The sequence below is a fragment of the Burkholderia sp. 22PA0106 genome (assembly GCF_047497155.1).
Classification (GTDB): Bacteria; Pseudomonadota; Gammaproteobacteria; order Burkholderiales; family Burkholderiaceae; genus Burkholderia.
Genome location: NZ_CP163162.1, coordinates 589,013 through 612,282, shown reverse-complemented (window position 1 = coordinate 612,282; position 23,270 = coordinate 589,013). Strand labels below are relative to the sequence as shown.

Below are 23,270 nucleotides of genomic sequence, written 5' to 3'. Positions count from 1 at the left end.
ACAACGGAATCCGCCCATCATGGACGACCTCGACAAAACCGACCGCGCCATCCTCGCCGCCGTGCAGCGCGACGGCCGTATCCCGATCGCGCGGCTGGCCGACACGGTGGGCCTCAGCGAAACGCCGTGCGCGCGCCGCCTCAAGCGGCTCGAAAACGAGGGATACGTGGAGCGCTATCGCGGCCAGCTCTCGCGCAAGAAGCTCGGCTACGGCGTGGTGGCATTCGTGCTGCTGCGCATCGCCGTGCACGACCGCGCGCTCGGCGACCGCTTCGAGCGCGAGGTGCTGGCGATGCCGCGCATCCTGTCGTGCCACAACGTGTCCGGCTCGGCGGACTATCTGCTGCAGGTGATCGGGCGCGATCTCGACGATTACGGCAGCTTCGTGCGCGACGTGCTGCGCGTGCTGCCGGGCGTCACGTCGGTGGAATCGGTGCTGTCGCTGCGCGAGGTCAAGGGCGATCAGGGCTTGCCGATCGCCTGAGGCGTGATTTCCCCTGTTTCGCCACCGGCCGGCACGCGCAGATGCGCGCTGGCCAGATCCTCCAGGAACGCCGCGACGATCGGGGCCTTCTTCGCGCGCCGCGCCACGACCATGTGGAACGTCACGTCGTAGTTCAGCAGCTCGGGGTTGAGCGGCGCGAGCAAGCCCTGCGCCACGTAGGGCGCCGCGAAATGCTCGGGCAGGTAGCCGAGGTGATGCCCGGAGAGAATCAGCAGCGCGACCGCCTCCATGTTGTCGGCGGTGCCGGTCACGCGATCGGGCGAGGTGGACAGTTGCGCCTCGGGCAGCGGATAGCTGCGCCAGGCCCATTCGTGCGCGGCCGCGTCGGCGGCGGACAGCCCGCCCGCCTGCTCGAACAGCGGATGCCCGCGCCCGCAATAGGCCACCTGCCGCTCGATGAACAGCGGCGTGTAGTCGAGCACCGGCACGCGATGCCAGAAATAGCCGATCGCGATCTGGATCTCGTCGCCGAGCAGCTTTTCCTCCAGGTCGCCGGGCGGCCGCACCGAAATCGAAAAACGCACGGCCTCGTCGCGCGTGCGGAACGCGGCGATCGCCTCGGCGATGCGCGCGTTCTGGCTGATCGGCGTATGCCCGATCAGGCCGATGTTGAGCGTGCCCACCAGTTGGCGATCCATGTGCCGCGCGGCGCTGCCGAATTCGTCGAGCGCCACCAGCAGCTTGCGGCTCATCGACTGGAAGCGCTCGCCCTTCGGCGTCAGCCGGAAACCGCTGCGGCCGCGCTCGCAGAGCCGGTAGCCGAGCCGCGTCTCCAGCGACGACAACTGCGCGCTGATGGTGGATTGCCCCACGTTCAGCACCGCCTGCGCGGCGGTCACGCCGCCCGCGTCGGCCACCGCCAGAAACACGCGGATCAGACGCAGATCGAGCGTCGACAGATTCCCCAGCACGGATGCTCCCCCTTGATTACATCGATCCGGATCGATGTTGACGTCGAAACCTTGGCATTCTTCCAGCCCGGCAAAACGCGTACAACTATGCGTCGCGCCGCGTCGAATGATACGGCGGCTCCCGTTCCACACGAAACAGAATCACCGAGACGCCCATGAACGACACCCCCTTCTTCCAGCCGCTCGGCGGCAACGACATGCCGCGCAGCGGCGGCATCGCGACGATGATGCGCCTGCCCCACGTGCCGAGCGCGGCCGGCCTCGACGCCTGCTTCGTCGGCGTGCCGTTCGACCTGGGCACCTCGAACCGCACCGGCGCGCGCTTCGGCCCGCGCCAGATCCGCGCCGAATCGGTGCTGCTGCGCCCGTACAACATGGCCACCCGCGCCGCGCCGTTCGATTCGCTGCGCGTGGCCGACGTGGGCGACGTGGCGATCAACCCCTACAACCTGCTCGATTCGATCGCCCGCATCGAAACCGCCTACGACGCGATCCTGGCCCACGATTGCAAGCCGATCACGCTCGGCGGCGACCACACCATCGCGCTGCCGATCCTGCGCGCGATCCACCGCAAGCACGGCAAGGTCGCATTGATTCACGTCGATGCGCACGCCGACGTCAACGACACGATGATGGGCGAGAAGATCGCGCACGGCACGCCGTTCCGCCGCGCGGTGGAGGAAGGCCTGCTGGCGACCGATCGCGTGGTGCAGATCGGCCTGCGCGGCACCGGCTACGCCGCCGAGGATTTCGACTGGTGCCGCGAGCAGGGCTTTCGCGTGGTGCAGGCCGAGGCGTGCTGGAATCAATCGCTGGCGCCGCTGATGCGCGAGGTGCGCGAGCAGATCGGCAACACGCCGGTGTACATCAGCTTCGACATCGACGGCATCGATCCGGCCTACGCGCCGGGCACCGGCACGCCGGAAATCGCCGGGCTGACCGTGCCGCAGGCACTCGAAATCATTCGGGGTGCGTACGGCCTCAATATCGTCGGCGCCGACCTCGTGGAAGTGGCGCCGCCCTACGATCCGTTCGGCACCACCGCGCTGCTCGGCGCGAATCTCGCCTACGAGCTGCTGTGCGCGTTTCCCGGCGTGAAGCTGCGCGACTGAGCCCCGGCTCCCTCACGCTGCGCGGCACCTACAAGAAAGAACCAGAAGGAGACTTCGTGATGCAAGCTTCAACGCCGGTCCGGCAACCTCGACGGGCGGCGCTCGCGTCGTTCGTCGGCACGACGATCGAGTGGTACGACTTCTACAGCTATGCCACGGCGGCGGCGATCGTGTTCGGCCCGCTGTTCTTCCCCGGCGAAAGCCGGCTCGTGAGCCTGCTCGCCTCGTTCGGCTCGTTTGCGGTGGGCTTCCTCGCACGCCCGCTCGGCGGCATCCTGTTCGGCCATCTCGGCGACCGCTATGGACGCAAGCGCTCGCTGCTCGCCACGCTGCTGCTGATGGCGGTGGCCACGGTGGCGATCGGGCTGCTGCCGACCTACGAGAAGGCCGGCATGCTCGCGCCCACGCTGCTCGTGCTGATGCGCGTGCTGCAAGGCATCGCGGTGGGCGGCGAATGGGGCGGCGCGGTGCTGCTGGCCGGCGAACACGCGCCGGAAGGCAAGCGCACGTTCTTCGCGTCGTTCGCGCAGCTGGGCAGCGCGAGCGGCCTGATCCTGTCGATGCTCGCGTTCGGCGCGATCAGCATGCTGCCCAAGGAAGACATGATGAGCTGGGGCTGGCGCGTGCCGTTCCTGGCCAGCTCGGTGCTGCTGGTGGTGGGTTTCGCGATCCGTGCGAGCGTGTCCGAGTCGCCGGAGTTCGCCGAGGTGAAGGCCGCCGGCGAGATGGCGGCGAACCCGCTGCGCGAATCGCTGCGCCAGTGGCCGCTGCTGCTGCTCGCGATCGGCGCGAACGTGTACGGCATCGCGGGCGTGTATTTCAGCAACATCTTCATGATCACGTACGCCACGCAGTTCCTGTCGCTCGATCGCTCGATGGTGCTGCACTGCATGACGATCGTGGCCTGCCTGCAGTTCGTGGTGCAGCTCGGCGCTGCCTGGGTCGCGCAGCGCTTCGGCACCACGCGCGTGCTGGTCGCCATGGCCGCCTGGGCCGCGATCGTGCCGTTCGTGATGCTGCCGCTGGTGCATGCGGGCACGCCGATCACGATCACGCTCGGCATCGGTCTGGCAACGATCGCCGAATCGGGCTATTACGCGGTGGTGGCCGGTTTCGTGAGCGGCCTGTTCGCGGCGCGCATCCGCTATACGGCGATCTCGATCTCGTACCAGGTGTGCGGCGCGCTGGCCGGCGGCCTCACGCCGCTGGTGGCGACTGTGATCGCACAGAGCGCCGCGCCGGCCTGGTGGCCGCTCGCGCTGCAATACGCGGCGGCGGCGCTGCTGTCGGGCTTCTGCGTGATCCGCATCGCGCGGCGCGGCGATGCGGGCGAGCCCGATCGCGGGGTGCAGGGCGATGCCGCACGTCGCGAGAAACCAGCGGCGACTCGCGTGGCAACGACTGGCGCGTAAGCACACGGCTCGCGCGCCCCGACGCGGCGCGCGTTCCATCGCGGAATCGCTTCGATGCCGAAAACGGCTAGGCGGGCTGCCGCGCGGCCAGCGCCATCGCGCGCCGCAGCGCGGCGTACACGGCCGGCCGGTTGCTCTGCGATGCGTTGAAGCGCAGGTAATGCGTGGCCGTGTGCGACACGCTGAACACGTTGCCCGGCGCGAACACCACGCCCTCCTCCAGCGCATGCCGCGCGACCGCCGCCGCATCGAGCCCGTCCGGCAATTCGGCCCACAGGAACATGCCCGCGCGCGGCCGGATCGGCACGGTCAGCCCGGCCGACGTCAATTGCCGCAAGGTCTCGCTGACGGCATCGCCGAGCCGTGCATGCAGGCCGTCGAGATGGCGGCGGTAGGTGCCGTCCACCAGCAGCCGATGCACGACGGCTGCGTTCAGGCCGCCGTTGCCGAAGGTGGTCGCGAGCTTCAGGTCGATCAGCGGATCGACCCACTCGTGCCGCACCGCGAGATAGCCGCAGCGCACCGCCGCCGACAGCGTCTTCGAGAAGCTGCCGATCGAGATCACGCGCGACAGGCCGTCGAAGGCAGCGAGCCGCGGCGCGGGGTCGATCTCGAAGTCGGCGAAGATGTCGTCTTCCACGATCAGCACGTCGTGCTCGGCGGCCAGCGTCAGCACGCGATGCGCGACGGCCGGCGCCAGCGTCGCGCCGGTGGGGTTGTGGACGGCCGAATTCGTCACGTACAGGCGCGGCCGGTGCTCGGCCAGCACGCGCGCGAACTCGGCCGGATCGGGGCCGTTGGCCGTGTAGCGCACGCTGACCAGCTCGACGCGATGCGCACGCAGTAGCGCCTGGAAATTGAAGTAGCACGGGTCGTCCACCACCACCGTGTCGCCCGGTTCGAGCAGGAAGCGGCACACCAGATCGAGCGCGTGCGTGCCGCTGTCGGTCAGCAGGATCTGGTCGGCAGCGGCCTCGATGCCGTGCTGCGCGAGCCGCCAGGCAAGCTGCTGGCGCAGCGCCGCCAGGCCGAGCGGCGCGCCGTAGTCGGCCAGGTCGTGCTGGCCGTCGCGCGCCACGGTGCGCAGCGCGCGGCGCAGCCCGTCGTCGGGCAACCAGTCGGCCGGCAGCCAGCCCGCGCCCGGTTTCAGCGCCGCGCTGCCGGCTTCGAGCGATTGCCGCGTCAGCCACAGCGGGTCCAGCTCGCGATCGAGGCGTGGCGCGACGTCGGCCAGCGCGAACGGCGGCGCATGCCCCGCCACGAAGAAGCCCGAACCACGCCGTGCCGACAACGCGCCCTCGGCCACCAGCCGGTCGTAGGCATCGACCACCGTCGATTTCGAGATGCCGAGCGCTTCCGCCATCGAGCGGATCGACGGCACGCGCGCACCGGGCATCAGCGCACGGCTGGCGATGCGGGCGCGCAAGGTCGCCATCACCTGCACCACGCGGCTGCCGTCGCCCGCGCTTTTGGGTGGGATTGTGGAGTGGATGTCCGCCATCTGTACGGGGCTCCGATCAGTACAGTTTGCTGAAATTGTGCTGCTCCGTAGCTTACCCCGGAAGCGCGCGCGTGGGATGCTGCCCCATCCTTCCCCGACCACGGCGTCCACGTTCATCATGCAGAACTCCACCCAAGGCTGGTTCAGCGGTTTCCTCGGTGTCCTGATCTTCAGCGGCTCGCTGCCGGCGACGCGCATCGCCGTGCTCGGTTTCGACCCGGTGTTCCTGACGGTGGCGCGCGCGGCGATCGCCGGGTTGATCGCCATCGCGCTGCTGCTCGCGTTTCGCGAGACGCGACCGGCACGCGCCGACCTGATGCCGCTCGCGATCGTCGCGCTCGGCGTGGTGGTGGGCTTTCCGCTGCTGACCGCGCTCGCGCTGCGTCACATCACGTCGGCGCACGCGATCGTGTTTGTCGGTCTGTTGCCGCTCGCCACCGCCCTGTTCGGCGTGTTGCGCGGCGGCGAGCGGCCGCACGCGGCGTTCTGGCTGTTCTCGTCGATCGGCAGCGCCGCCGTGGTGGGCTTCGCGCTGCGCAACGGCGGCGGCGCCTCGCTGGCGGGCGACCTGCTGATGCTGGCGGCGATCCTGGCCTGCGGCCTGGGCTATGCGGAAGGCGCGCGGCTGTCGCGCCGACTCGGCGGCTGGCAGGTGATTTCGTGGGCGCTGGTGCTGTCCTTGCCGTTGATGCTGCCGCTCGCCATCGCGAGCCGCCCCGCGTCGTTCGCCGCGATCGGCGCGCCGGCCTGGTGGAGCCTCGCCTACGTATCGCTGTTCAGCATGCTGATCGGCTTCGTGTTCTGGTATCGCGGGCTGGCGCTCGGCGGCATCGCGGGCGTGGGCCAGCTCCAGTTGCTGCAACCTTTCTTCGGACTCCTGCTCGCAGCGTGGCTGCTGCACGAAGCGGTGCCGGCCTCGATGCTGGCTGTGACCGCGGTGGTGGTCGCCTGCGTGGCCTGCGCGCGGCGTTTCGCCGGCCCGCCAGCGGTGCGGCAGGCACGCGGTTGAATTCTGGCGGATGCGTGGCATTCCTTACCACTTGGTCCGGCACGGTTTCATGACGACGATGTCAATTCGACCGACGCGGCATGCGCCCGGTCGAACCATTCAGGGCAATCGTCAACTGTCACGAAACTGCCTAAGTGCGGGGGCTAGGATCGGGCGATCGTCCCAAACCACAATCCCACCGTCCGCCATGAGCCAACCTACTTCGTCTTCCATCGATCTCGGTCGATCGAAAGGCTTCGGTCTGATCGTCTTCTTCGTCATCCTCGTTGCGGGGGGCGGCTACGTGCTGACCCACCTGCTCGCGGATCTCGCACCGGTCGGTAGCCATTCGCTGTTTCCGTACTTCCTGCTCGGCGTGGCGCTGCTGATCGCGCTCGGCTTCGAGTTCGTCAACGGCTTCCACGACACCGCGAACGCGGTCGCCACCGTGATCTACACGCACTCGCTCACGCCGAACATCGCGGTGGTGTGGTCCGGCCTCTGGAATTTCATGGGCGTGCTGCTGTCGAGCGGCGCGGTGGCGTTCGGGATCCTGCAATTGCTGCCGGTCGAGCTGATCCTGCAGGTGGGCAGCGGCGCCGGCTTCGCGATGGTGTTCGCGCTGCTGATCGCGGCGATCGTCTGGAACCTCGCGACCTGGTATTTCGGCCTGCCGTCGTCCAGCTCGCACACGCTGATCGGCTCGATCATCGGCGTCGGCCTGATGAACCAGCTGATGCACGGCGCGTCGGGCACGAGCGGCGTGGATTGGGGCCAGGCCGGCGGCGTCGGCAAGGCGCTGCTGTTCTCGCCGCTGGTCGGTTTCCTGTTCTCGGGCCTGTTGCTGCTGGTCCTGAAGGCCGTCGTGAAGGCGCCGGCGCTCTACAAGGAACCGCCGAAGGACCAGCCGCCGCCGTTCTGGATCCGCTGCCTGCTGATCCTGACCTGCACGGGCGTGTCGTTCGCGCACGGCTCGAACGACGGCCAGAAGGGCATGGGCCTGATCATGCTGATCCTGATCGGCACGGTGCCCACCGCCTACGCGCTGAACAAGGCCGTCACGCCGGCCGAAACGCAGACCTTCATCGCCGTCGCGCACCAGGCCTCGGCCACGTTCGGCAAGTACGCCAACGGCGTCGCCGCCCCGACCAACTCGCGCGCCGTGGTCGAAACCTACGTGCAGACGCGTCAATTGACGCCGGACACGGTGCCGGCCATGCAGCAACTGTCGAACTCGCTGGCCTCGGCTGTCGGCTCGACCGTGGGCTCGACCGGCTCGATGGCCGACATGCCGCAAGGCCAGATCGACAACGTGCGCAACACGATGTATCTCGTGTCCGAAGCGATCCGCCTGATGGACAAGGCCAAGCAGCCGAACTTCTCGGCCGACGACCGCAGCGCGATCGACAACTATCGCTCGCAGCTCGACCACTCCACCAAGTTCATCCCGACCTGGGTCAAGGTGGCCGTGGCGCTCGCGCTCGGCCTCGGCACGATGGTGGGCTGGAAGCGGATCGTCGTGACGGTCGGCGAGAAGATCGGCAAGCAGCATCTGACTTACGGCCAGGGCGCATCGGCCGAGGCCGTGGCGATGATCACGATCGGCGCGGCCGACATGTACGGCCTGCCGGTGTCGACGACGCACGTGCTGTCGTCGGGCGTGGCGGGCACCATGGCCGCCAATGGCTCGGGCCTGCAATGGGGGACGGTGCGCAGCCTGGTGCTGGCCTGGGTGCTGACGCTGCCGGCCTCGATCGTGCTGGCCGGGGGGTTGTACTGGCTGTTTCACGCGATCGCTTGATGGTCGCGGCGGTTCCCGTTCGGCCGTTGTTTTGATGTATTGATTGGAGGCCGTCTCGCGGGGTTTGCGGCGAGATGACCTCCCGGCAGGCGGCCCGGTTCCAGCCCGATTGCCGCGCAAGATTCGGAGCGCCGCGCGAGCGCGTGGCCTCTACGATGATCGCCAGCCCATTGCGTGGAGATTCATCGTGACTGCCAGCCTCGAACGGCGTTCGCCGTTCACGCCCGCCTCCCCTTCTCTTTCGTCGGTATTGCCTGCCGAGTACGAATGGCGCGCGATTCGTGACGCGTTGAATGCGCACGGGGTGGCTGTCATTCGCGGCCTGCTCGATCGCAATGCCTGCGATGCGTGGATAGCCGGCTACGACGACACATCGCGCTATCGCAGCCGCATCGTGATGGCGCAGCACAACTTCGGCCGCGGCGAATATCGATATTTCGGCTACCCGTTATTGCCCGAGCTGGCCGCGCTGCGCCGCGATCTCTATGCGCCGCTCGCGCCGATCGCCAACGACTGGAACCGCGCGCTCGGCATCGACACGCGCTATCCGGCCGATCACGACGCGTTCCTGCAGCGCTGTCACGCGGCCGGCCAGACGCGGCCGACGCCGCTGATCCTGCGTTACGGCGAGGGCGACTACAACTGCCTGCATCAAGACCTTTACGGCGAGCACGTCTTTCCGTTGCAGGTCGCGATCCTGCTGTCGCAGCCGGGGGAGGATTTCACGGGTGGGGAGTTCGTGCTGACCGAGCAGCGCCCGCGCATACAGTCGCGCGCCGAGGTGGTGCCGCTGGCGCGCGGCGACGCGGCGATCTTCGCCGTGCATGGGCGGCCGGTGCAGGGCACGCGCGGTGTGTACCGCGTCAACCTGCGGCATGGCGTGAGCCGGCTGCGCTCAGGGCATCGGCACACGCTCGGGGTGATTTTTCACGACGCGCAGTAAGCGCGACACGTATGCGGTTCGGTGGTTCGGTGGTTCGGTGGTTCGGTGGTTCGGTGGTTCGGTGGTTCGGTGGTTCGGCGCTTTGGCGCTTCGGCGCTTCGGTGCTTCGGTGCTTCGGTGCTTCGGTGCTTCGGTGCTTCGGTGCTTCGGTGCTTCGGTGCTTCGGTGCTTCGGCGGCTCGATGCTTCAGCGCTTCGCGACGCTTGCCCGCAAGCGGTCGCCCGCGTTCGTCGCCATCCGCGCGTAACCGGGCAGGGTCAGCAGCGCGAGCACGCCGGCCGCCAGGAACGCCCAGCGAAAATCGGCCATCACGTAGTGCGTGCCGGTTGCATCGCCGCGCAACAGCGAGGCCAGCCGCAACGACATCGCGCCGAACGCGATGCCCATGCCGATCGTCATCTGCTGCGCCGCGCTCGACAAAGTGCTGGCCGCGCTCGTCTGCTTCGGCGGAACGTCGGCGAACGCCAGCGTGGCCAGCGTCGAGAACTGCATCGAGCGCGACAGCCCGTAGACGAACACCACCACCAGCGTGATGACGAGCGGCGTCGACGCAGTCAACCAGCCGCACGCGATCGTCGAAAAGCCGGCGATCGTCACGTCGACCAGCGCCACGCGACGAAAGCCGAAGCGATCGAGAATCCACGACGTCAGCGCCTTCATGCCGAGGTTGCCGGTGGCGCTGGCCAGCAGCAGCAGGCCCGACTGGAACGGCGACATGCCGAAGCCCACCTGGAACAGCAACGGCTGCAGATACGGCACCGCGTTGATCGCGACGCGCGTGACCGAGCCGGTGAAGACCGTGACCGAGAACGTCGGCACCTTGAGCGTGGTGAAGTCGAGCAGCGGATGCGGCGTGCGTTTCGCATGCCACCAGGCGGCCGCGCCGAACACGATGGCGGCGGCGATCAGGCCGATCGCTTCGACAAAGTTCGCGTCCTGCTGGCCGGCCGCTTCGGTGCCGCACAGCATGCAGGTCAGCGTGGCACCCGACAGCACGAAACCGAGCCAGTCGAGCGGACGCGCCTCTTCCGAACGCTCGTTGCGTACCAGCAGCATGACGCACACCAGCGCGGCGATGCCGAGCGGCACGTTGAGCAAGAAGATCCAGCGCCACGACGCGTAGGTCGTGATGAAGCCGCCCACCGGCGGCCCCACCACGGGCGCAACGATGCCGGGCCACGTGATGGTGGCAATTGCGCGCATCAATTGGGCTTTGTCGGTGCTGCGCACGACGATCATCCGCCCGACCGGCACCATCATGGCGCCGCCCACGCCTTGCAACAACCGCGCGGCCGTGAACGTGCCGACGCTGTCGGACAGGCCGCACAACACCGACGCAATCGTGAACACAGCAATCGCCGAGCCGAACACCGTGCGCGAGCCGAAGCGATCCGCGATCCAGCCGCTGATCGGAATGAACACCGCGAGCGCCAGCATGTAGGCAGTCATCCCCAGACTCAGCGCATTCGGGCCGACGCCGAACGACTTCGCCATCTGCGGCAATGCGGTCGCGATGACGGTGGTGTCGAGATACTCCATGAAGAAGGTCGCGGCCACGAGATACGGGAGGAAACCTGTCGTCTGACGACGATCGACGCTGCTGTCGGTCATACGGGATATATCGAGCGGAATGGGATCAGGCGAAGGATGCCGAGTGGCGTGCGGGAGGTCAGAGCCGCGCCGCGCATCCGTGTGTTGCGGCGACGATGGTACTCCGATTGCATGACGTGCAGCACGGAGCCCCGCGCGGGAGCGCGGGTTTATCGATCGATGGTCGGCAAGGCGAATGCGTGTTACGGATTGCTTACGCCCTGCCGTCTCGGCTCAGACTTCGGTCGCGAGCAGCGCGTCGAGCTGGTCCTGCGTCAGCGATTTCAGCTCGACGCTCGATTCTCCGTGGAAAATCATCGAACCATAGACTTCAGCGAGACAACTGCTTGCGCTGTCGAGCGCGTAGTCGTCATGGATCTCGGCCGGCACATACACTTCACGCCAGGCATTGATCGCGGATTCAATTCTCACGATGGAAATCGGCTGAGTTGCTTTATCGCTGGAAGTTGCAGTCATGATTCCTTGCTGTCGATCCCGATGCAGTGGATTATCTAAATAATCCAGTTCATCGCGTCAATTGAATGACCGGATAGCGGATGCAATTCGATCCGTATCGGGGACGCGTAGCATACCATTGCCATTCAACGTATCGACATACTTCGATTTTTAATGGAGAAAATCGGAAATACAAAAGACAAAACCCCCACTGCATACGCAGCGGGGGTTCTGAAGGAGGAAGCCTGACGATTACCTACTTTCACACGGGCAATCCGCACTATCATCGGCGTAGAGTCGTTTCACGGTCCTGTTCGGGATGGGAAGGGGTGGTACCGACTCGCTATGGTCATCAGGCTAAAGGGGTTGTCGAGTCGCTGTTGAGCGCCACGACCAATCTGGAAGAAGTAGTAATGAGTTGTGTGTATCGGCACACGAGGACTCAATGCTGTATAACTTGTCGCGCTGTTTAAGATCCTGAACCTGCGGTTCAGGACGGGATATCTGTAAGTGCTGAAGCACTCACAGCTATCGACGCAGACTTGTTATAGGATCAAGCCTTACGGGCAATTAGTATCAGTTAGCTGAACGCATTACTGCGCTTACACACCTGACCTATCAACGTCCTGGTCTCGAACGACCCTTCAAGGAGGTCAAGCCTCCAGGGATATCTCATCTTAAGGCGAGTTTCCCGCTTAGATGCTTTCAGCGGTTATCTCTTCCGAACATAGCTACCCGGCGATGCCACTGGCGTGACAACCGGTACACCAGAGGTTCGTCCACTCCGGTCCTCTCGTACTAGGAGCAGCCCCCTTCAAATATCCAACGCCCACGGCAGATAGGGACCAAACTGTCTCACGACGTTTTAAACCCAGCTCACGTACCTCTTTAAATGGCGAACAGCCATACCCTTGGGACCGGCTACAGCCCCAGGATGAGATGAGCCGACATCGAGGTGCCAAACACCGCCGTCGATATGAACTCTTGGGCGGTATCAGCCTGTTATCCCCAGAGTACCTTTTATCCGTTGAGCGATGGCCCTTCCATACAGAACCACCGGATCACTATGACCTGCTTTCGCACCTGCTCGACTTGTCGGTCTCGCAGTTAAGCACGCTTATGCCATTGCACTATCAGCACGATTTCCGACCGTACCTAGCGTACCTTCGTACTCCTCCGTTACACTTTGGGAGGAGACCGCCCCAGTCAAACTGCCTACCATGCACTGTCCCCGACCCGGATCACGGGCCAAGGTTAGAACCTCAAACAAACCAGGGTGGTATTTCAAGGACGGCTCCACCGAAACTAGCGTTCCGGTTTCATAGCCTCCCACCTATCCTACACAGATCGGTTCAAAGTCCAATGCAAAGCTACAGTAAAGGTTCATGGGGTCTTTCCGTCTAGCCGCGGGGAGATTGCATCATCACAAACACTTCAACTTCGCTGAGTCTCGGGAGGAGACAGTGTGGCCATCGTTACGCCATTCGTGCAGGTCGGAACTTACCCGACAAGGAATTTCGCTACCTTAGGACCGTTATAGTTACGGCCGCCGTTTACCGGGACTTCAATCAAGAGCTTGCACCCCATCATTTAATCTTCCGGCACCGGGCAGGCGTCACACCCTATACGTCCACTTTCGTGTTTGCAGAGTGCTGTGTTTTTATTAAACAGTCGCAGCCACCAGTTTATTGCAACCCTTTCACCCTTCTGGCGCAGGCCAGTCAAGCTACAAGGGCGTACCTTATCCCGAAGTTACGGTACCAATTTGCCGAGTTCCTTCTCCCGAGTTCTCTCAAGCGCCTTAGAATACTCATCTCGCCCACCTGTGTCGGTTTGCGGTACGGTCACTGTTAAACTGAAGCTTAGAGGCTTTTCTTGGAACCACTTCCAATTGCTTCGCTTCCTAAGAAGCTCGCGCCACACCCTTGAATTCTGTGCCCGGATTTGCCTAAGCACCTTCTCCAATGCAGCGACCGGGACTTCCAACACCCGGACAACCTTCCGCGATCCGTCCCCCCATCGCATTTAACAATGGTGCAGGAATATTGACCTGCTTCCCATCAGCTACGCATTTCTGCCTCGCCTTAGGGGCCGACTCACCCTACGCCGATGAACGTTGCGTAGGAAACCTTGGGCTTACGGCGAGGGGGCCTTTCACCCCCTTTATCGCTACTCATGTCAGCATTCGCACTTCCGATACCTCCAGCACACTTTACAGTGCACCTTCGCAGGCTTACGGAACGCTCTCCTACCATGCACATAAATGTGCATCCGCAGCTTCGGTATATAGCTTAGCCCCGTTACATCTTCCGCGCAGGACGACTCGATCAGTGAGCTATTACGCTTTCTTTAAAGGATGGCTGCTTCTAAGCCAACCTCCTGACTGTTTTAGCCTTCCCACTTCGTTTCCCACTTAGCTATATTTGGGGACCTTAGCTGGCGGTCTGGGTTGTTTCCCTCTTGACACCGGACGTTAGCACCCGATGTCTGTCTCCCGCGATTGCACTCTTCGGTATTCGGAGTTTGCTATGGCGAGGTAATCCGCAATGGACCCCTCAACCATGACAGTGCTCTACCCCCGAAGGTGAGACGCGAGGCACTACCTAAATAGTTTTCGGAGAGAACCAGCTATTTCCAAGTTTGTTTAGCCTTTCACCCCTATCCACAGCTCATCCCCTAACTTTTCAACGTTAGTGGGTTCGGACCTCCAGTACGTGTTACCGCACCTTCATCCTGGCCATGGATAGATCACTTGGTTTCGGGTCTACGCCCAGCAACTGAACGCCCTATTCGGACTCGCTTTCGCTACGCCTGCCCTATTCGGTTAAGCTTGCTACTGAACGTAAGTCGCTGACCCATTATACAAAAGGTACGCCGTCACCCCTTACGAGGCTCCGACTGTTTGTATGCATGCGGTTTCAGGATCTATTTCACTCCCCTCCCGGGGTTCTTTTCGCCTTTCCCTCACGGTACTGGTTCACTATCGGTCGATCACGAGTATTTAGCCTTGGAGGATGGTCCCCCCATCTTCAGACAGGATTTCACGTGTCCCGCCCTACTTGTCGTACACCTAGTTCTTTCATACTGTTTTCGTCTACAGGGCTATCACCTGCTATGGCCGCACTTTCCAGAGCGTTCGACTAACAATACAAATAAAGAGTACAGGCTCTTCCCATTTCGCTCGCCACTACTTTGGGAATCTCGGTTGATTTCTTTTCCTGCGGTTACTTAGATGTTTCAGTTCACCGCGTTCGCTTCACATAGCCTATGTATTCAGCTATGGATACTCCAAAAGGAGTGGGTTTCCCCATTCGGACATCTACGGATCAAAGCTTGTTTGCCAGCTCCCCGTAGCTTTTCGCAGGCTACCGCGTCCTTCATCGCCTGTGATCGCCAAGGCATCCACCACATGCACTTGTTCGCTTGACCCTATAACGAGTCCGTCTTGCTTGCGCTTGACAGTCGTTACAGGTTGAGTTCTCGCATTTGTGCCGTATTCCAATTTGAGCCGAACATTTAAGTTCGAATCTTCTTGAGATACATCGATACAATCACAACCCGAATAACTTTCACGCCCATCTCAAATAGACGCTTCCGTTATTCAAATTACTACTTCTTCTAGATTGTTAAAGAACGACAGCCGATAAGTACACAAGGTGTACCGATCGCTCTGACTGGCTCAATCGCCAATGACAAATCCTCAGGTCATGCTGACCTGAACGCTTGTCATTGAAGATTGGTGGAGGCAGACGGGATCGAACCGACGACCCCCTGCTTGCAAAGCAGGTGCTCTCCCAGCTGAGCTATGCCCCCATACAGAGACTTCTCAAGGATACTGTCCAGACTAAGTGGTGGGTCTGGTTGGATTCGAACCAACGACCCCCGCCTTATCAAGACGGTGCTCTAACCAACTGAGCTACAGACCCCTGAGTCTGTCTTGATTTACAGCCGATAAGCGTGAACGCTCAACTTTCGCGGTATTAGCTCGAGAAAGGAGGTGATCCAGCCGCACCTTCCGATACGGCTACCTTGTTACGACTTCACCCCAGTCATGAATCCTACCGTGGTGACCGTCCTCCTTGCGGTTAGACTAGCCACTTCTGGTAAAACCCACTCCCATGGTGTGACGGGCGGTGTGTACAAGACCCGGGAACGTATTCACCGCGGCATGCTGATCCGCGATTACTAGCGATTCCAGCTTCACGCACTCGAGTTGCAGAGTGCGATCCGGACTACGATCGGTTTTCTGGGATTAGCTCCCCCTCGCGGGTTGGCGACCCTCTGTTCCGACCATTGTATGACGTGTGAAGCCCTACCCATAAGGGCCATGAGGACTTGACGTCATCCCCACCTTCCTCCGGTTTGTCACCGGCAGTCTCCTTAGAGTGCTCTTGCGTAGCAACTAAGGACAAGGGTTGCGCTCGTTGCGGGACTTAACCCAACATCTCACGACACGAGCTGACGACAGCCATGCAGCACCTGTGTATCGGTTCTCTTTCGAGCACTCCCGGATCTCTCCAGGATTCCGACCATGTCAAGGGTAGGTAAGGTTTTTCGCGTTGCATCGAATTAATCCACATCATCCACCGCTTGTGCGGGTCCCCGTCAATTCCTTTGAGTTTTAATCTTGCGACCGTACTCCCCAGGCGGTCAACTTCACGCGTTAGCTTCGTTACTAAGGAAATGAATCCCCAACAACTAGTTGACATCGTTTAGGGCGTGGACTACCAGGGTATCTAATCCTGTTTGCTCCCCACGCTTTCGTGCATGAGCGTCAGTATTGGCCCAGGGGGCTGCCTTCGCCATCGGTATTCCTCCACATCTCTACGCATTTCACTGCTACACGTGGAATTCTACCCCCCTCTGCCATACTCTAGCTTGCCAGTCACCAATGCAGTTCCCAGGTTGAGCCCGGGGATTTCACATCGGTCTTAACAAACCGCCTGCGCACGCTTTACGCCCAGTAATTCCGATTAACGCTTGCACCCTACGTATTACCGCGGCTGCTGGCACGTAGTTAGCCGGTGCTTATTCTTCCGGTACCGTCATCCCTCGACTTTATTAGAATCAAGGATTTCTTTCCGGACAAAAGTGCTTTACAACCCGAAGGCCTTCTTCACACACGCGGCATTGCTGGATCAGGCTTTCGCCCATTGTCCAAAATTCCCCACTGCTGCCTCCCGTAGGAGTCTGGGCCGTGTCTCAGTCCCAGTGTGGCTGGTCGTCCTCTCAGACCAGCTACTGATCGTCGCCTTGGTGGGCCTTTACCCCACCAACTAGCTAATCAGCCATCGGCCAACCCTATAGCGCGAGGCCCGAAGGTCCCCCGCTTTCATCCGTAGATCGTATGCGGTATTAATCCGGCTTTCGCCGGGCTATCCCCCACTACAGGACATGTTCCGATGTATTACTCACCCGTTCGCCACTCGCCACCAGACCGAAGTCCGTGCTGCCGTTCGACTTGCATGTGTAAGGCATGCCGCCAGCGTTCAATCTGAGCCAGGATCAAACTCTTCAGTTCAATACCTGTTACTGTTTTTCGGTTCTTTCGAACCGGTCGCTCACTCAAAGCTGACAGGATTACGAATTACTTCATAAACCTGACTTACTTTTGTGTGAGACTCTTGATACTTTTGCTGACCTGATCCTAAGATCAGGACCGCTTCCATCAAGCGTCCACACTTATCGGCTGTAGATTGTTAAAGAGCGTTTCCGAGAGAAGCTTGGCTTCGTTTCGGCGCTGCGTTTTCAGCAGCAGAGAAGCGAGATTATGAAGAACATTTTGAAGCGCGTCAACTACTTTTTTCAGCGCTTCGATCAACAGACTGCATCGATCGAGTTCCTCACCAGTTCAAAGAAGCAGCCCAAATTCCGGCGCTCTCCTTGTCCTGCCTGGCTTCTCCTCTCGTTCTGCGTTTCCGTCATCGCGAGAGAGGCCGAATTCTAAGCACCCATCCCGCTTCGTGCAAGCGTTTTCGCAAAGAAAATGCATAAAGGGCGCCGCTCGCGCGGCGCCCTTTTATGACAAGCCTTTGATATAAAAAGAAATATGCGAATAAATTCGCGCAAAAACTCTATCGACGCATCGTTATTGCCGTGCGCGCTGCGATTTCCATGAAGTAATCGAGCGATTTCGTCACGCCGCCGGCCACCTTCGCCTCGTCGTCCCAACGGCGCAGCCGGATTGCATCGCCTGCGTGGGGACGCAGCAGGAACGTCCGCGCATCCTCATCACTATAAGTACCGCCCTGCAGCGCCAGGCTGCGCACCGAATCGGCCGACAGCGCCTCGGCGTACCCCGGCTCGATCGCGCACAGGCAGCGCTTCGCATCGACATGCAGCCGGATCGGCTCCAGCACGGCCTCGGGAAACATGCCGCGCAGGAACGGCAGCGCGTAGTACTGATGCAGATCGTCGATGCCGCGCGCGGTGGGCGTCTCGCCCTGCTCGTTCAGCAGATGCCCGAGGTCGTGCAGCAGCGCCGCCGTGATCAGCGCGTCGTCAGCGCCTTCGTCGTCGGCCAGTTGCGCGCTCTGCAACGCGTGCTCGAGCTGCGTCACCGGCTCGCCGCTGTAAGCGGTACCGCCGCGGCGTTCAAACAGCGTGCGGATGTCGTCCAGCGTCAATGCCACGTCCCGACTCCTTCCTGATTGACGAGATTGGGTGCGTGCAACGCGCGCCCGAACGCGAAATCGGCGCCGCGCACGGCATGGTTGAGCGCCAGCTCAAACGCGTCGAAGTTGCGCCAGCGGCGGCTCGGGTCGAGCGACGCCATGCTCCGGTTGAACAGCAGCGGCACCCGCTGCTCGCCGAAACCGCCGTGGGAGCGCAGCGGCAGGGTCAGCGCGGACAGGTCGTGCTCGCGCTCGCGCCGGCCCAGCACGACATCGTCGCGCGCCACCACCACCACATCGCCGATGCGGTCGGCCGGCAGTTCGAGATACGCGACGGCATCGTCGCGGCGCAGCGCCAGCGCCACGCCGTCGAGCGCGCGCAGCCGCGCGACCACCTCGTCCGCATCGAGGCCGGCGCCCAGGTGGATCGTCGCGAACGAGCCGAGCGCACCGTGATGCGCGACATGCGGATCGGCGATCGGCAACACCACGCGCGTGGCCGGAAAGCCGAACCCGGCGTCGAGCACGTCCTGCAGATACACCACGTTGGGCTTGCCGGTGTGCGGATCGTGCTTGGCGCTCATGCCGTGATCGGCGGTCAGGCCGACCACCCAGCCGAGCGCGTCGAGCAGCGCCAGATGCCGGTCGATCGTCGCGTAGAACGCATTCGCCTCGGGCGAGCCGGGCGCCCACTTGCGCTGCACGTAGTCGTGCGTCGCGAGATACATCAGATCGATCTTGCGCGTCCTCGCGAGCCGCACGCCGGCGCCCAGCACGAACTCGGACAGCTCCGGACTATAGATATACGGCGACGGCAAGCCGACCAGATCGAGTGCATCGGCGATGCCGTTCTCGGAGAGCGACGCCTGCGCGGCCTTTTCGGCCGAAAAACAGATGCCCTTGAGCCGCGCGCCGAGCAGCCGGCGCAGCTTGTCGCGGGCCGTCACCACGGCCACGCGCGCACCGGCCTCGGCCGCCGCGGCGAAGATCGTGCCGGCGCGCAGGTCGTCGGCGCGGTGCAGCGCCACCTCGGCGCCCGCGCCGCCTTGCGCGAGCGCATCGTGAAACGTATTGCCGCAGATGCCATGCACGACGGGCGGCACGCCGCAGGCGATCGACACCTGGCTCGCATGCGTCAACGCGGGCACGACGCCGTCGGCGTCGAACGCCGCGCCGTCGCGCATCATGCGGGCGACGAACGGCACGACACCGGCGGCAAGCGCCGCATCGAGATACGCGGGCGCGCCGCCACCAATACAGACGATGGCCGTGGGCGTGACAGGCAGCCGGTAGCGGCGGCCGTTGACGTCGATCGTGTCCTGATCCGGTTTCAGCATGACTCCTCCACCTTCATCGTTGTCCGTTCGCACAGCCGGCCCTGCGTTACGACGGCCGGCGCAGGCGCGGCACGCGCGCCGCGATCAACATCAGCGCCGCCAGCGACGCCACCAGCATCAACAGCGCCAGCGCCGACGCCGGCAGGTAATACCCGCGCTCGACTTGCCCGATCACGACGATCGGCACGGTCGCGAAGCCCGGCGGATAAACAGTCATGGTCGCGCCCAGCTCGCCGAGCGACAGCGCGAAGCCGAGCGCGAGGCTCGCACGCAGCGCCGGCACCAGTTGCGGCAGCAGCACGCGGCGCAGCACCATCGACGGCGGCGCACCGAGGCTGGCGGCGGCTTCGCGCAGCACGGTCAGTTCGGGCCGCAATGCGGCGGCGGCGCAGCGATAGCAGAAGGGCAGGATCAGCGCGAGCTGCACCAGCACGACGATGGCGGCCGAACTCGACAGATCGACCGGCTTTTGATGATAGGCGATCAGCACGGCCAGCCCAAGCACCACGCTCGGCACGCCGTTCGGCAGCATCACGATCGCATCGAGCAGCGTGCCGAGCCGCCCGCTGGTGCGCCCTTCGAGCGCCAGCGCGAGCCACAGCCCGAGCACCGTGCCGATCACGGCCACGCCGAAGCCGATTTCGAGGCTGGTGGCCAGCGCGCCGAATTCGGGCTCGCCGAGCGCGGCGAACCAGCGCAGGCTGTAGCCGGCCGGCAAGATGGTGCCGGACCAGCGCGTGGCGACGCTCGACAGCGCCACCACGATCACCGGCAGCACGAACAGCCAGAAGCAGGCGAACGCGGCCAGGCCGAGCGCGACGCGCGAGGCCTGCTTGAGCACGGCGTCCATCGCGTTGACGCGGTGTTGCGGCAAGGGCGCGGGGGCCTCTCCACCCAGACGATAGTCAGCGGACATTCCGGCCTCCCCCCATCGCGCGGCGATTGATCCGGCGATAAAGCACATACAGCGACAGCGACATCGCCAGCATCACCACGGCGCCGGCCGCGGCGGTCGGCAGGTCGAGATCGACCGACGCGCTGGTATAGATCGCCACCGGCAGCGTGACGAGCCGTGCGCTGCCGAGCACCAGCAGAATCCCGAACTCGTTCAGCGTCAGCAGGAAACACAGGATCGTGCCGGCGGCGATGCCGGGCCACGCGATCGGCAGGATCACGCGCCGCGCCAGCATCCAGCCGCTCGCACCGAGGCTGCGCGCCGCCTCGACCAGCCGCAGGTCGAGCGTCGCGAACGAGGCCAGCGTGGGGCGCACCACGAACGGCGTGTAGAACACCGTCTGCGCAAGAATCACGCCGCCGATGCCGAACAGGAAATCGAGCGGCGGCGCATCGAGATGGAACAGCCGCTGCAACGCGATGCTGACCGAGCCTTGCGAGCCGTAAAGAAAGATCAGCGTGAACGCCACCAGGAACGACGGGAACGCCACATACAGTTCGAGAAAACGCGTCACGAGCGAGGCACCCGGAAACGGCCGAAAGAACAGCAGCGCCGCGAGCAGCACGCCGAGCACGGAAGCCGTGCCCGCGCTCACGCACAGCACCCACAGCGTGGTGCCGAGCACGTTGCGCGTGTCGGGGTTGCCGAAGAACGCGCGGTAGCCGGCCAGCGTGAAGCCGTGATCGCCCATCACGCTGAGCAGCAGCAGGCGCGCGAGCGGATACAGCACCAGCGGGCCGAGCACGACGACTGCCAGCACCAACAGATGCAGGTTGCCCTGCCAGCGGCGGCGTCGCGCCACCCGCGCATGCGCGGCAGCCGATGCCTCGCGCTTCGCGGCGCGGCCCGGCTCGACGTTGCGCTCAGGGGTCGATAAGGACGACATCATCCGCCTCGCAATGCAGGGAAACGCGCTCGCCGCGCGCCGGCGTCATGCCACGGCCGCGTTGCAGCGTGACCAGGACGGGCGTGTCGGGCACGGCATCGAGCATCACCGACACCGACAGCTCCGAGCCATGCCACTCGACCGCGCCGATGGTGCCGTTCAGCCCGCCGCTGCCGGGCGGCTTCAGCGTGAAGCGCTCGGGCCGCACGCAGGCGACCTGATCGCGGAGGGTGTGCAGCGGATCGCCGATCGGGTAGATCACGTTCGGCGGCAACAGGTTCGCCGCGCCGAGGTAACGCGCCACGAAGCCGTCGCGCGGGCGGTCGTACAGTTGCTGCGGGGTGCCGATCTGGGCGATGCGGCCGTCGCGCATCAGCAGCGCGCGATCGGACAGCACCAGCGCGTCGTCGCGGTCGTGCGTGACGCAGACGATCGTCAGGTTCGGCAGGCGCTCGTGCAGCGCCTTCAGTTCGGTGCGCACCGAGGCGCGCAGGTTGGCGTCGAGCGCGGACAGCGGCTCGTCGAGCAACAGCACGTCCGGCTCGATCACGAGCGCGCGCGCCAGCGCCACGCGCTGCTGCATGCCGCCCGACAATTGCGCGGGCATCGCATGCCCGGCGTCGCCGAGCTGCACGAGCTTCAGCGCATCGGCCACGCGCCGCGCGATCTCGCCCGACGACAAACGCCGCGCGCGCAGCCCGAACGCCACATTCTCGAACACCGACAAATGCGGAAACAGCGCGTAGTTCTGGAACAGCAGGCCGAGATTGCGCTTGTGCGGCGGCGCATGGGTCAGATCGCGGCCGGCCACCGTCAGCGAACCGGTCAGGCCGTCAGCCTTCACGAACCCGGCGATGAAACGCAGCATCGTGGTCTTGCCGCAACCGCTGCGGCCGAGCACGGTCAGCAGCTCGCCGGCGCCGATCTGCAACGAAAGATCGTCGAGCACCGTGCGTGCGCCGTAGCGCACGCTCAGATGCTCGATCTGCACGCCGCCCGGCGCAACGGCACGCGGAGCCGCGTGCGATTGCGCCGAACCGCGCGTGCCGAGATGGGTCAGGCTGGCGGTATTCACAGGCATCCTTCAGGCACCGGTCACTTCGGCTTGACGACTTCGGTTTCCTTGCCCGAGCTGCCGATCACGTCCTTCTTCCAGCGCTCGGTCCAGCCGGCCTTCTTGGCCATCACGGCGTTCCAGTCCACCGGGATCAGCTTGACGCCCGCGATCGCGCGCTTCACGGCTTCGCCGTTCTTGCCGGTCAGCGGCACGTCGGTGCGGCCCGGAATGCCGTACATGTCGGGCACCTTGGCCTGCACGTCGGCCGACATCAGGTAGTCGATCAGCTTCTTGCCGGCGTCGGCGTTCGGGCCGCTCTTGATCAGGCCGATCGCGTAGGGCAACTGGAACGTGGTGGGCGGGTCGCCGGCCTTGGCCGTCAGGAACACCGGCTTGACCGCCAGCGCGCCGTGCTCGGCGTCGTCGAGATCCATCTGCAGATCGCCGTTGGCGACGCTGATCTCGTTGCGCGACAGCAGCACGTTCAGGTAGCCCGTGCCCTTGGTGTGGAACTTGGCGCTGCGTTCGAGCTTGGCCAGGTAGTCGAACGCGGCGTCCTCGCCCATCAGCGTGGTGGTCAGGATGATCACGGCCATGCCGTCGCCGGCCGTCGCCGGGTTCGAGTAGGCCACCTTGCCGCCGTATTCGGGCGCGAGCAGGTCGGCGAACGTCTTCGGCGGGTTCTTCACCACATCCGGGTTGATCGCGAACGAGAAGTAGTTGTTGACGAAGGTCGCCCACGAACCGTCGGCCGCCTTGGCGATGGCCGGCACGTTCTTGTAGTTGGGGCTCGCGTAGTCCTGCAGCAGGCCGAGCTGGCCGGCTTGCTGGATGAACGGCGGCAGCGTGACCAGCACGTCGGCCTTCGGCGAATTCTTCTCGACGTTGGCGCGGTTCACCACTTCGCCGCTGCCCGCCGTGACGATGTTCACCTTCACGCCTTCCTTCTTCTCGAACGCCGGCAGCACGTCGCGATAGAGGTTTTCAAGGCCGTCGGCCGTGTACAGCACCACCGCGCCGGCGGCATGCGCCGGCAGGGCGACGCCTTGCAGCAGGCCGGCCGCGCACGCCGCCAGCGCCAGCTTGCGCAACACCGTGCCGAAGGAATTCTGGACTGTCATCTCGCTTCTCCGTAATGCGGATAGAGGGTCGGGCCGGGCTCGTGCCGGCGCCCTGTCGTCTTGTGCGGGCTTGCATTCGGC

At 63.9% G+C, this 23,270-nt stretch carries 17 protein-coding genes, 2 tRNA genes and 3 rRNA genes; 6 read left to right on the top strand and 16 right to left on the bottom strand.

Annotated features, from left to right (window positions below; translation table 11 throughout):
- The first annotated feature begins 19 nt into the window (after positions 1-19).
- On the top strand, positions 20-484 hold the full coding sequence (locus AB4850_RS02650) for an Lrp/AsnC family transcriptional regulator (RefSeq protein WP_414441061.1): 465 nt from the start codon (positions 20-22) through the stop codon (positions 482-484).
- On the opposite strand, the gene AB4850_RS02645 is transcribed toward AB4850_RS02650, so the two are convergent.
- Positions 463-1,416, bottom strand: a complete 954-nt coding sequence (locus tag AB4850_RS02645) for a LysR family transcriptional regulator (RefSeq protein WP_414441060.1) — start codon at positions 1,414-1,416, stop codon at positions 463-465. The two genes, AB4850_RS02650 and AB4850_RS02645, sit on opposite strands and share 22 nt — an antisense overlap.
- Positions 1,417-1,571: 155 nt before the next feature.
- On the opposite strand from AB4850_RS02645, the gene speB reads away from it, so the two are divergent.
- Together speB and AB4850_RS02635 are read left to right on the top strand one after the other, a co-directional pair.
- Positions 1,572-2,528 carry an agmatinase gene (gene speB, locus AB4850_RS02640; protein ID WP_414441059.1) on the top strand — a complete coding sequence of 319 codons (957 nt, stop codon included), beginning with the start codon at positions 1,572-1,574 and terminating at the stop codon, positions 2,526-2,528.
- Between the two features lie 59 nt (positions 2,529-2,587).
- Positions 2,588-3,940, top strand: a complete 1,353-nt coding sequence (locus tag AB4850_RS02635) for an MFS transporter (RefSeq protein WP_414441058.1) — start codon at positions 2,588-2,590, stop codon at positions 3,938-3,940.
- A gap of 67 nt (positions 3,941-4,007) precedes the next feature.
- On the opposite strand, the gene AB4850_RS02630 is transcribed toward AB4850_RS02635, so the two are convergent.
- Positions 4,008-5,375 carry a PLP-dependent aminotransferase family protein gene (locus AB4850_RS02630; protein WP_414441942.1) on the bottom strand — a complete coding sequence of 456 codons (1,368 nt, stop codon included), beginning with the start codon at positions 5,373-5,375 and terminating at the stop codon, positions 4,008-4,010.
- A gap of 184 nt (positions 5,376-5,559) precedes the next feature.
- Here AB4850_RS02630 and AB4850_RS02625 point away from each other — a divergent pair, with 184 nt between their 5' ends.
- The 3 genes from AB4850_RS02625 (at position 5,560) to AB4850_RS02615 (ending at position 9,173) form a co-directional block, all read left to right on the top strand.
- Positions 5,560-6,450, top strand: coding sequence for a DMT family transporter (locus tag AB4850_RS02625; RefSeq protein ID WP_414441941.1), 891 nt, complete (start codon positions 5,560-5,562; stop codon positions 6,448-6,450).
- A gap of 187 nt (positions 6,451-6,637) precedes the next feature.
- Positions 6,638-8,230, top strand: coding sequence for an inorganic phosphate transporter (locus AB4850_RS02620; RefSeq protein ID WP_414441057.1), 1,593 nt, complete (start codon positions 6,638-6,640; stop codon positions 8,228-8,230).
- 250 nt (positions 8,231-8,480) lie between these two features.
- Entirely contained in the window at positions 8,481-9,173 is a 693-nt protein-coding gene (locus AB4850_RS02615; protein ID WP_414441940.1) for a 2OG-Fe(II) oxygenase, read from the top strand.
- A gap of 186 nt (positions 9,174-9,359) precedes the next feature.
- Here AB4850_RS02615 and AB4850_RS02610 read toward each other — a convergent pair whose 3' ends face one another.
- From AB4850_RS02610 to phnS, 14 genes are all read right to left on the bottom strand, one after another.
- Complete coding sequence (locus AB4850_RS02610) at positions 9,360-10,784, bottom strand: DHA2 family efflux MFS transporter permease subunit (RefSeq protein WP_414441056.1); 1,425 nt, start codon at positions 10,782-10,784, stop codon at positions 9,360-9,362.
- A 213-nt stretch (positions 10,785-10,997) separates the two neighbouring features.
- Positions 10,998-11,240 carry a DUF3717 domain-containing protein gene (locus AB4850_RS02605; protein WP_414441055.1) on the bottom strand — a complete coding sequence of 81 codons (243 nt, stop codon included), beginning with the start codon at positions 11,238-11,240 and terminating at the stop codon, positions 10,998-11,000.
- A 222-nt stretch (positions 11,241-11,462) separates the two neighbouring features.
- Positions 11,463-11,576 (bottom strand): 5S ribosomal RNA (gene rrf, locus AB4850_RS02600).
- Between the two features lie 192 nt (positions 11,577-11,768).
- Positions 11,769-14,648, bottom strand: a 23S ribosomal RNA gene (locus AB4850_RS02595).
- A gap of 308 nt (positions 14,649-14,956) precedes the next feature.
- Positions 14,957-15,032: transfer RNA gene (locus AB4850_RS02590), tRNA-Ala, on the bottom strand.
- Between the two features lie 36 nt (positions 15,033-15,068).
- Positions 15,069-15,145: transfer RNA gene (locus AB4850_RS02585), tRNA-Ile, on the bottom strand.
- A gap of 64 nt (positions 15,146-15,209) precedes the next feature.
- Positions 15,210-16,740, bottom strand: a 16S ribosomal RNA gene (locus AB4850_RS02580).
- Together the 16S, 23S and 5S rRNA genes with 2 tRNA genes alongside form the textbook arrangement of a ribosomal RNA operon.
- Positions 16,741-16,887: 147 nt before the next feature.
- The gene (locus AB4850_RS02575) at positions 16,888-17,040 is read right to left on the bottom strand and encodes a hypothetical protein (RefSeq protein WP_414440956.1); all 153 of its coding nucleotides are present in this window, start codon (positions 17,038-17,040) and stop codon (positions 16,888-16,890) included.
- A gap of 253 nt (positions 17,041-17,293) precedes the next feature.
- Complete coding sequence (locus tag AB4850_RS02570) at positions 17,294-17,851, bottom strand: phosphonate degradation HD-domain oxygenase (RefSeq protein ID WP_414441054.1); 558 nt, start codon at positions 17,849-17,851, stop codon at positions 17,294-17,296.
- Positions 17,842-19,170 (bottom strand): phosphonoacetate hydrolase, encoded by a 1,329-nt coding sequence (gene phnA, locus AB4850_RS02565; protein ID WP_414441053.1) that lies wholly within the window; start codon positions 19,168-19,170, stop codon positions 17,842-17,844. Before phnA ends, AB4850_RS02570 begins: the two co-directional genes overlap by 10 nt.
- 46 nt (positions 19,171-19,216) lie before the next feature.
- Positions 19,217-20,086 carry a 2-aminoethylphosphonate ABC transport system, membrane component PhnV gene (gene phnV / locus AB4850_RS02560; protein WP_414441052.1) on the bottom strand — a complete coding sequence of 290 codons (870 nt, stop codon included), beginning with the start codon at positions 20,084-20,086 and terminating at the stop codon, positions 19,217-19,219.
- On the bottom strand, positions 20,076-21,011 hold the full coding sequence (gene phnU, locus AB4850_RS02555) for a 2-aminoethylphosphonate ABC transporter permease subunit (protein ID WP_414441051.1): 936 nt from the start codon (positions 21,009-21,011) through the stop codon (positions 20,076-20,078). Before phnU ends, phnV begins: the two co-directional genes overlap by 11 nt.
- Complete coding sequence (gene phnT, locus AB4850_RS02550; RefSeq protein ID WP_414441939.1) at positions 20,989-22,086, bottom strand: 2-aminoethylphosphonate ABC transport system ATP-binding subunit PhnT; 1,098 nt, start codon at positions 22,084-22,086, stop codon at positions 20,989-20,991. Before phnT ends, phnU begins: the two co-directional genes overlap by 23 nt.
- A 20-nt stretch (positions 22,087-22,106) precedes the next feature.
- Positions 22,107-23,189 (bottom strand): 2-aminoethylphosphonate ABC transporter substrate-binding protein, encoded by a 1,083-nt coding sequence (gene phnS, locus AB4850_RS02545; protein ID WP_414441050.1) that lies wholly within the window; start codon positions 23,187-23,189, stop codon positions 22,107-22,109.
- Positions 23,190-23,270: the final 81 nt, after the last annotated feature.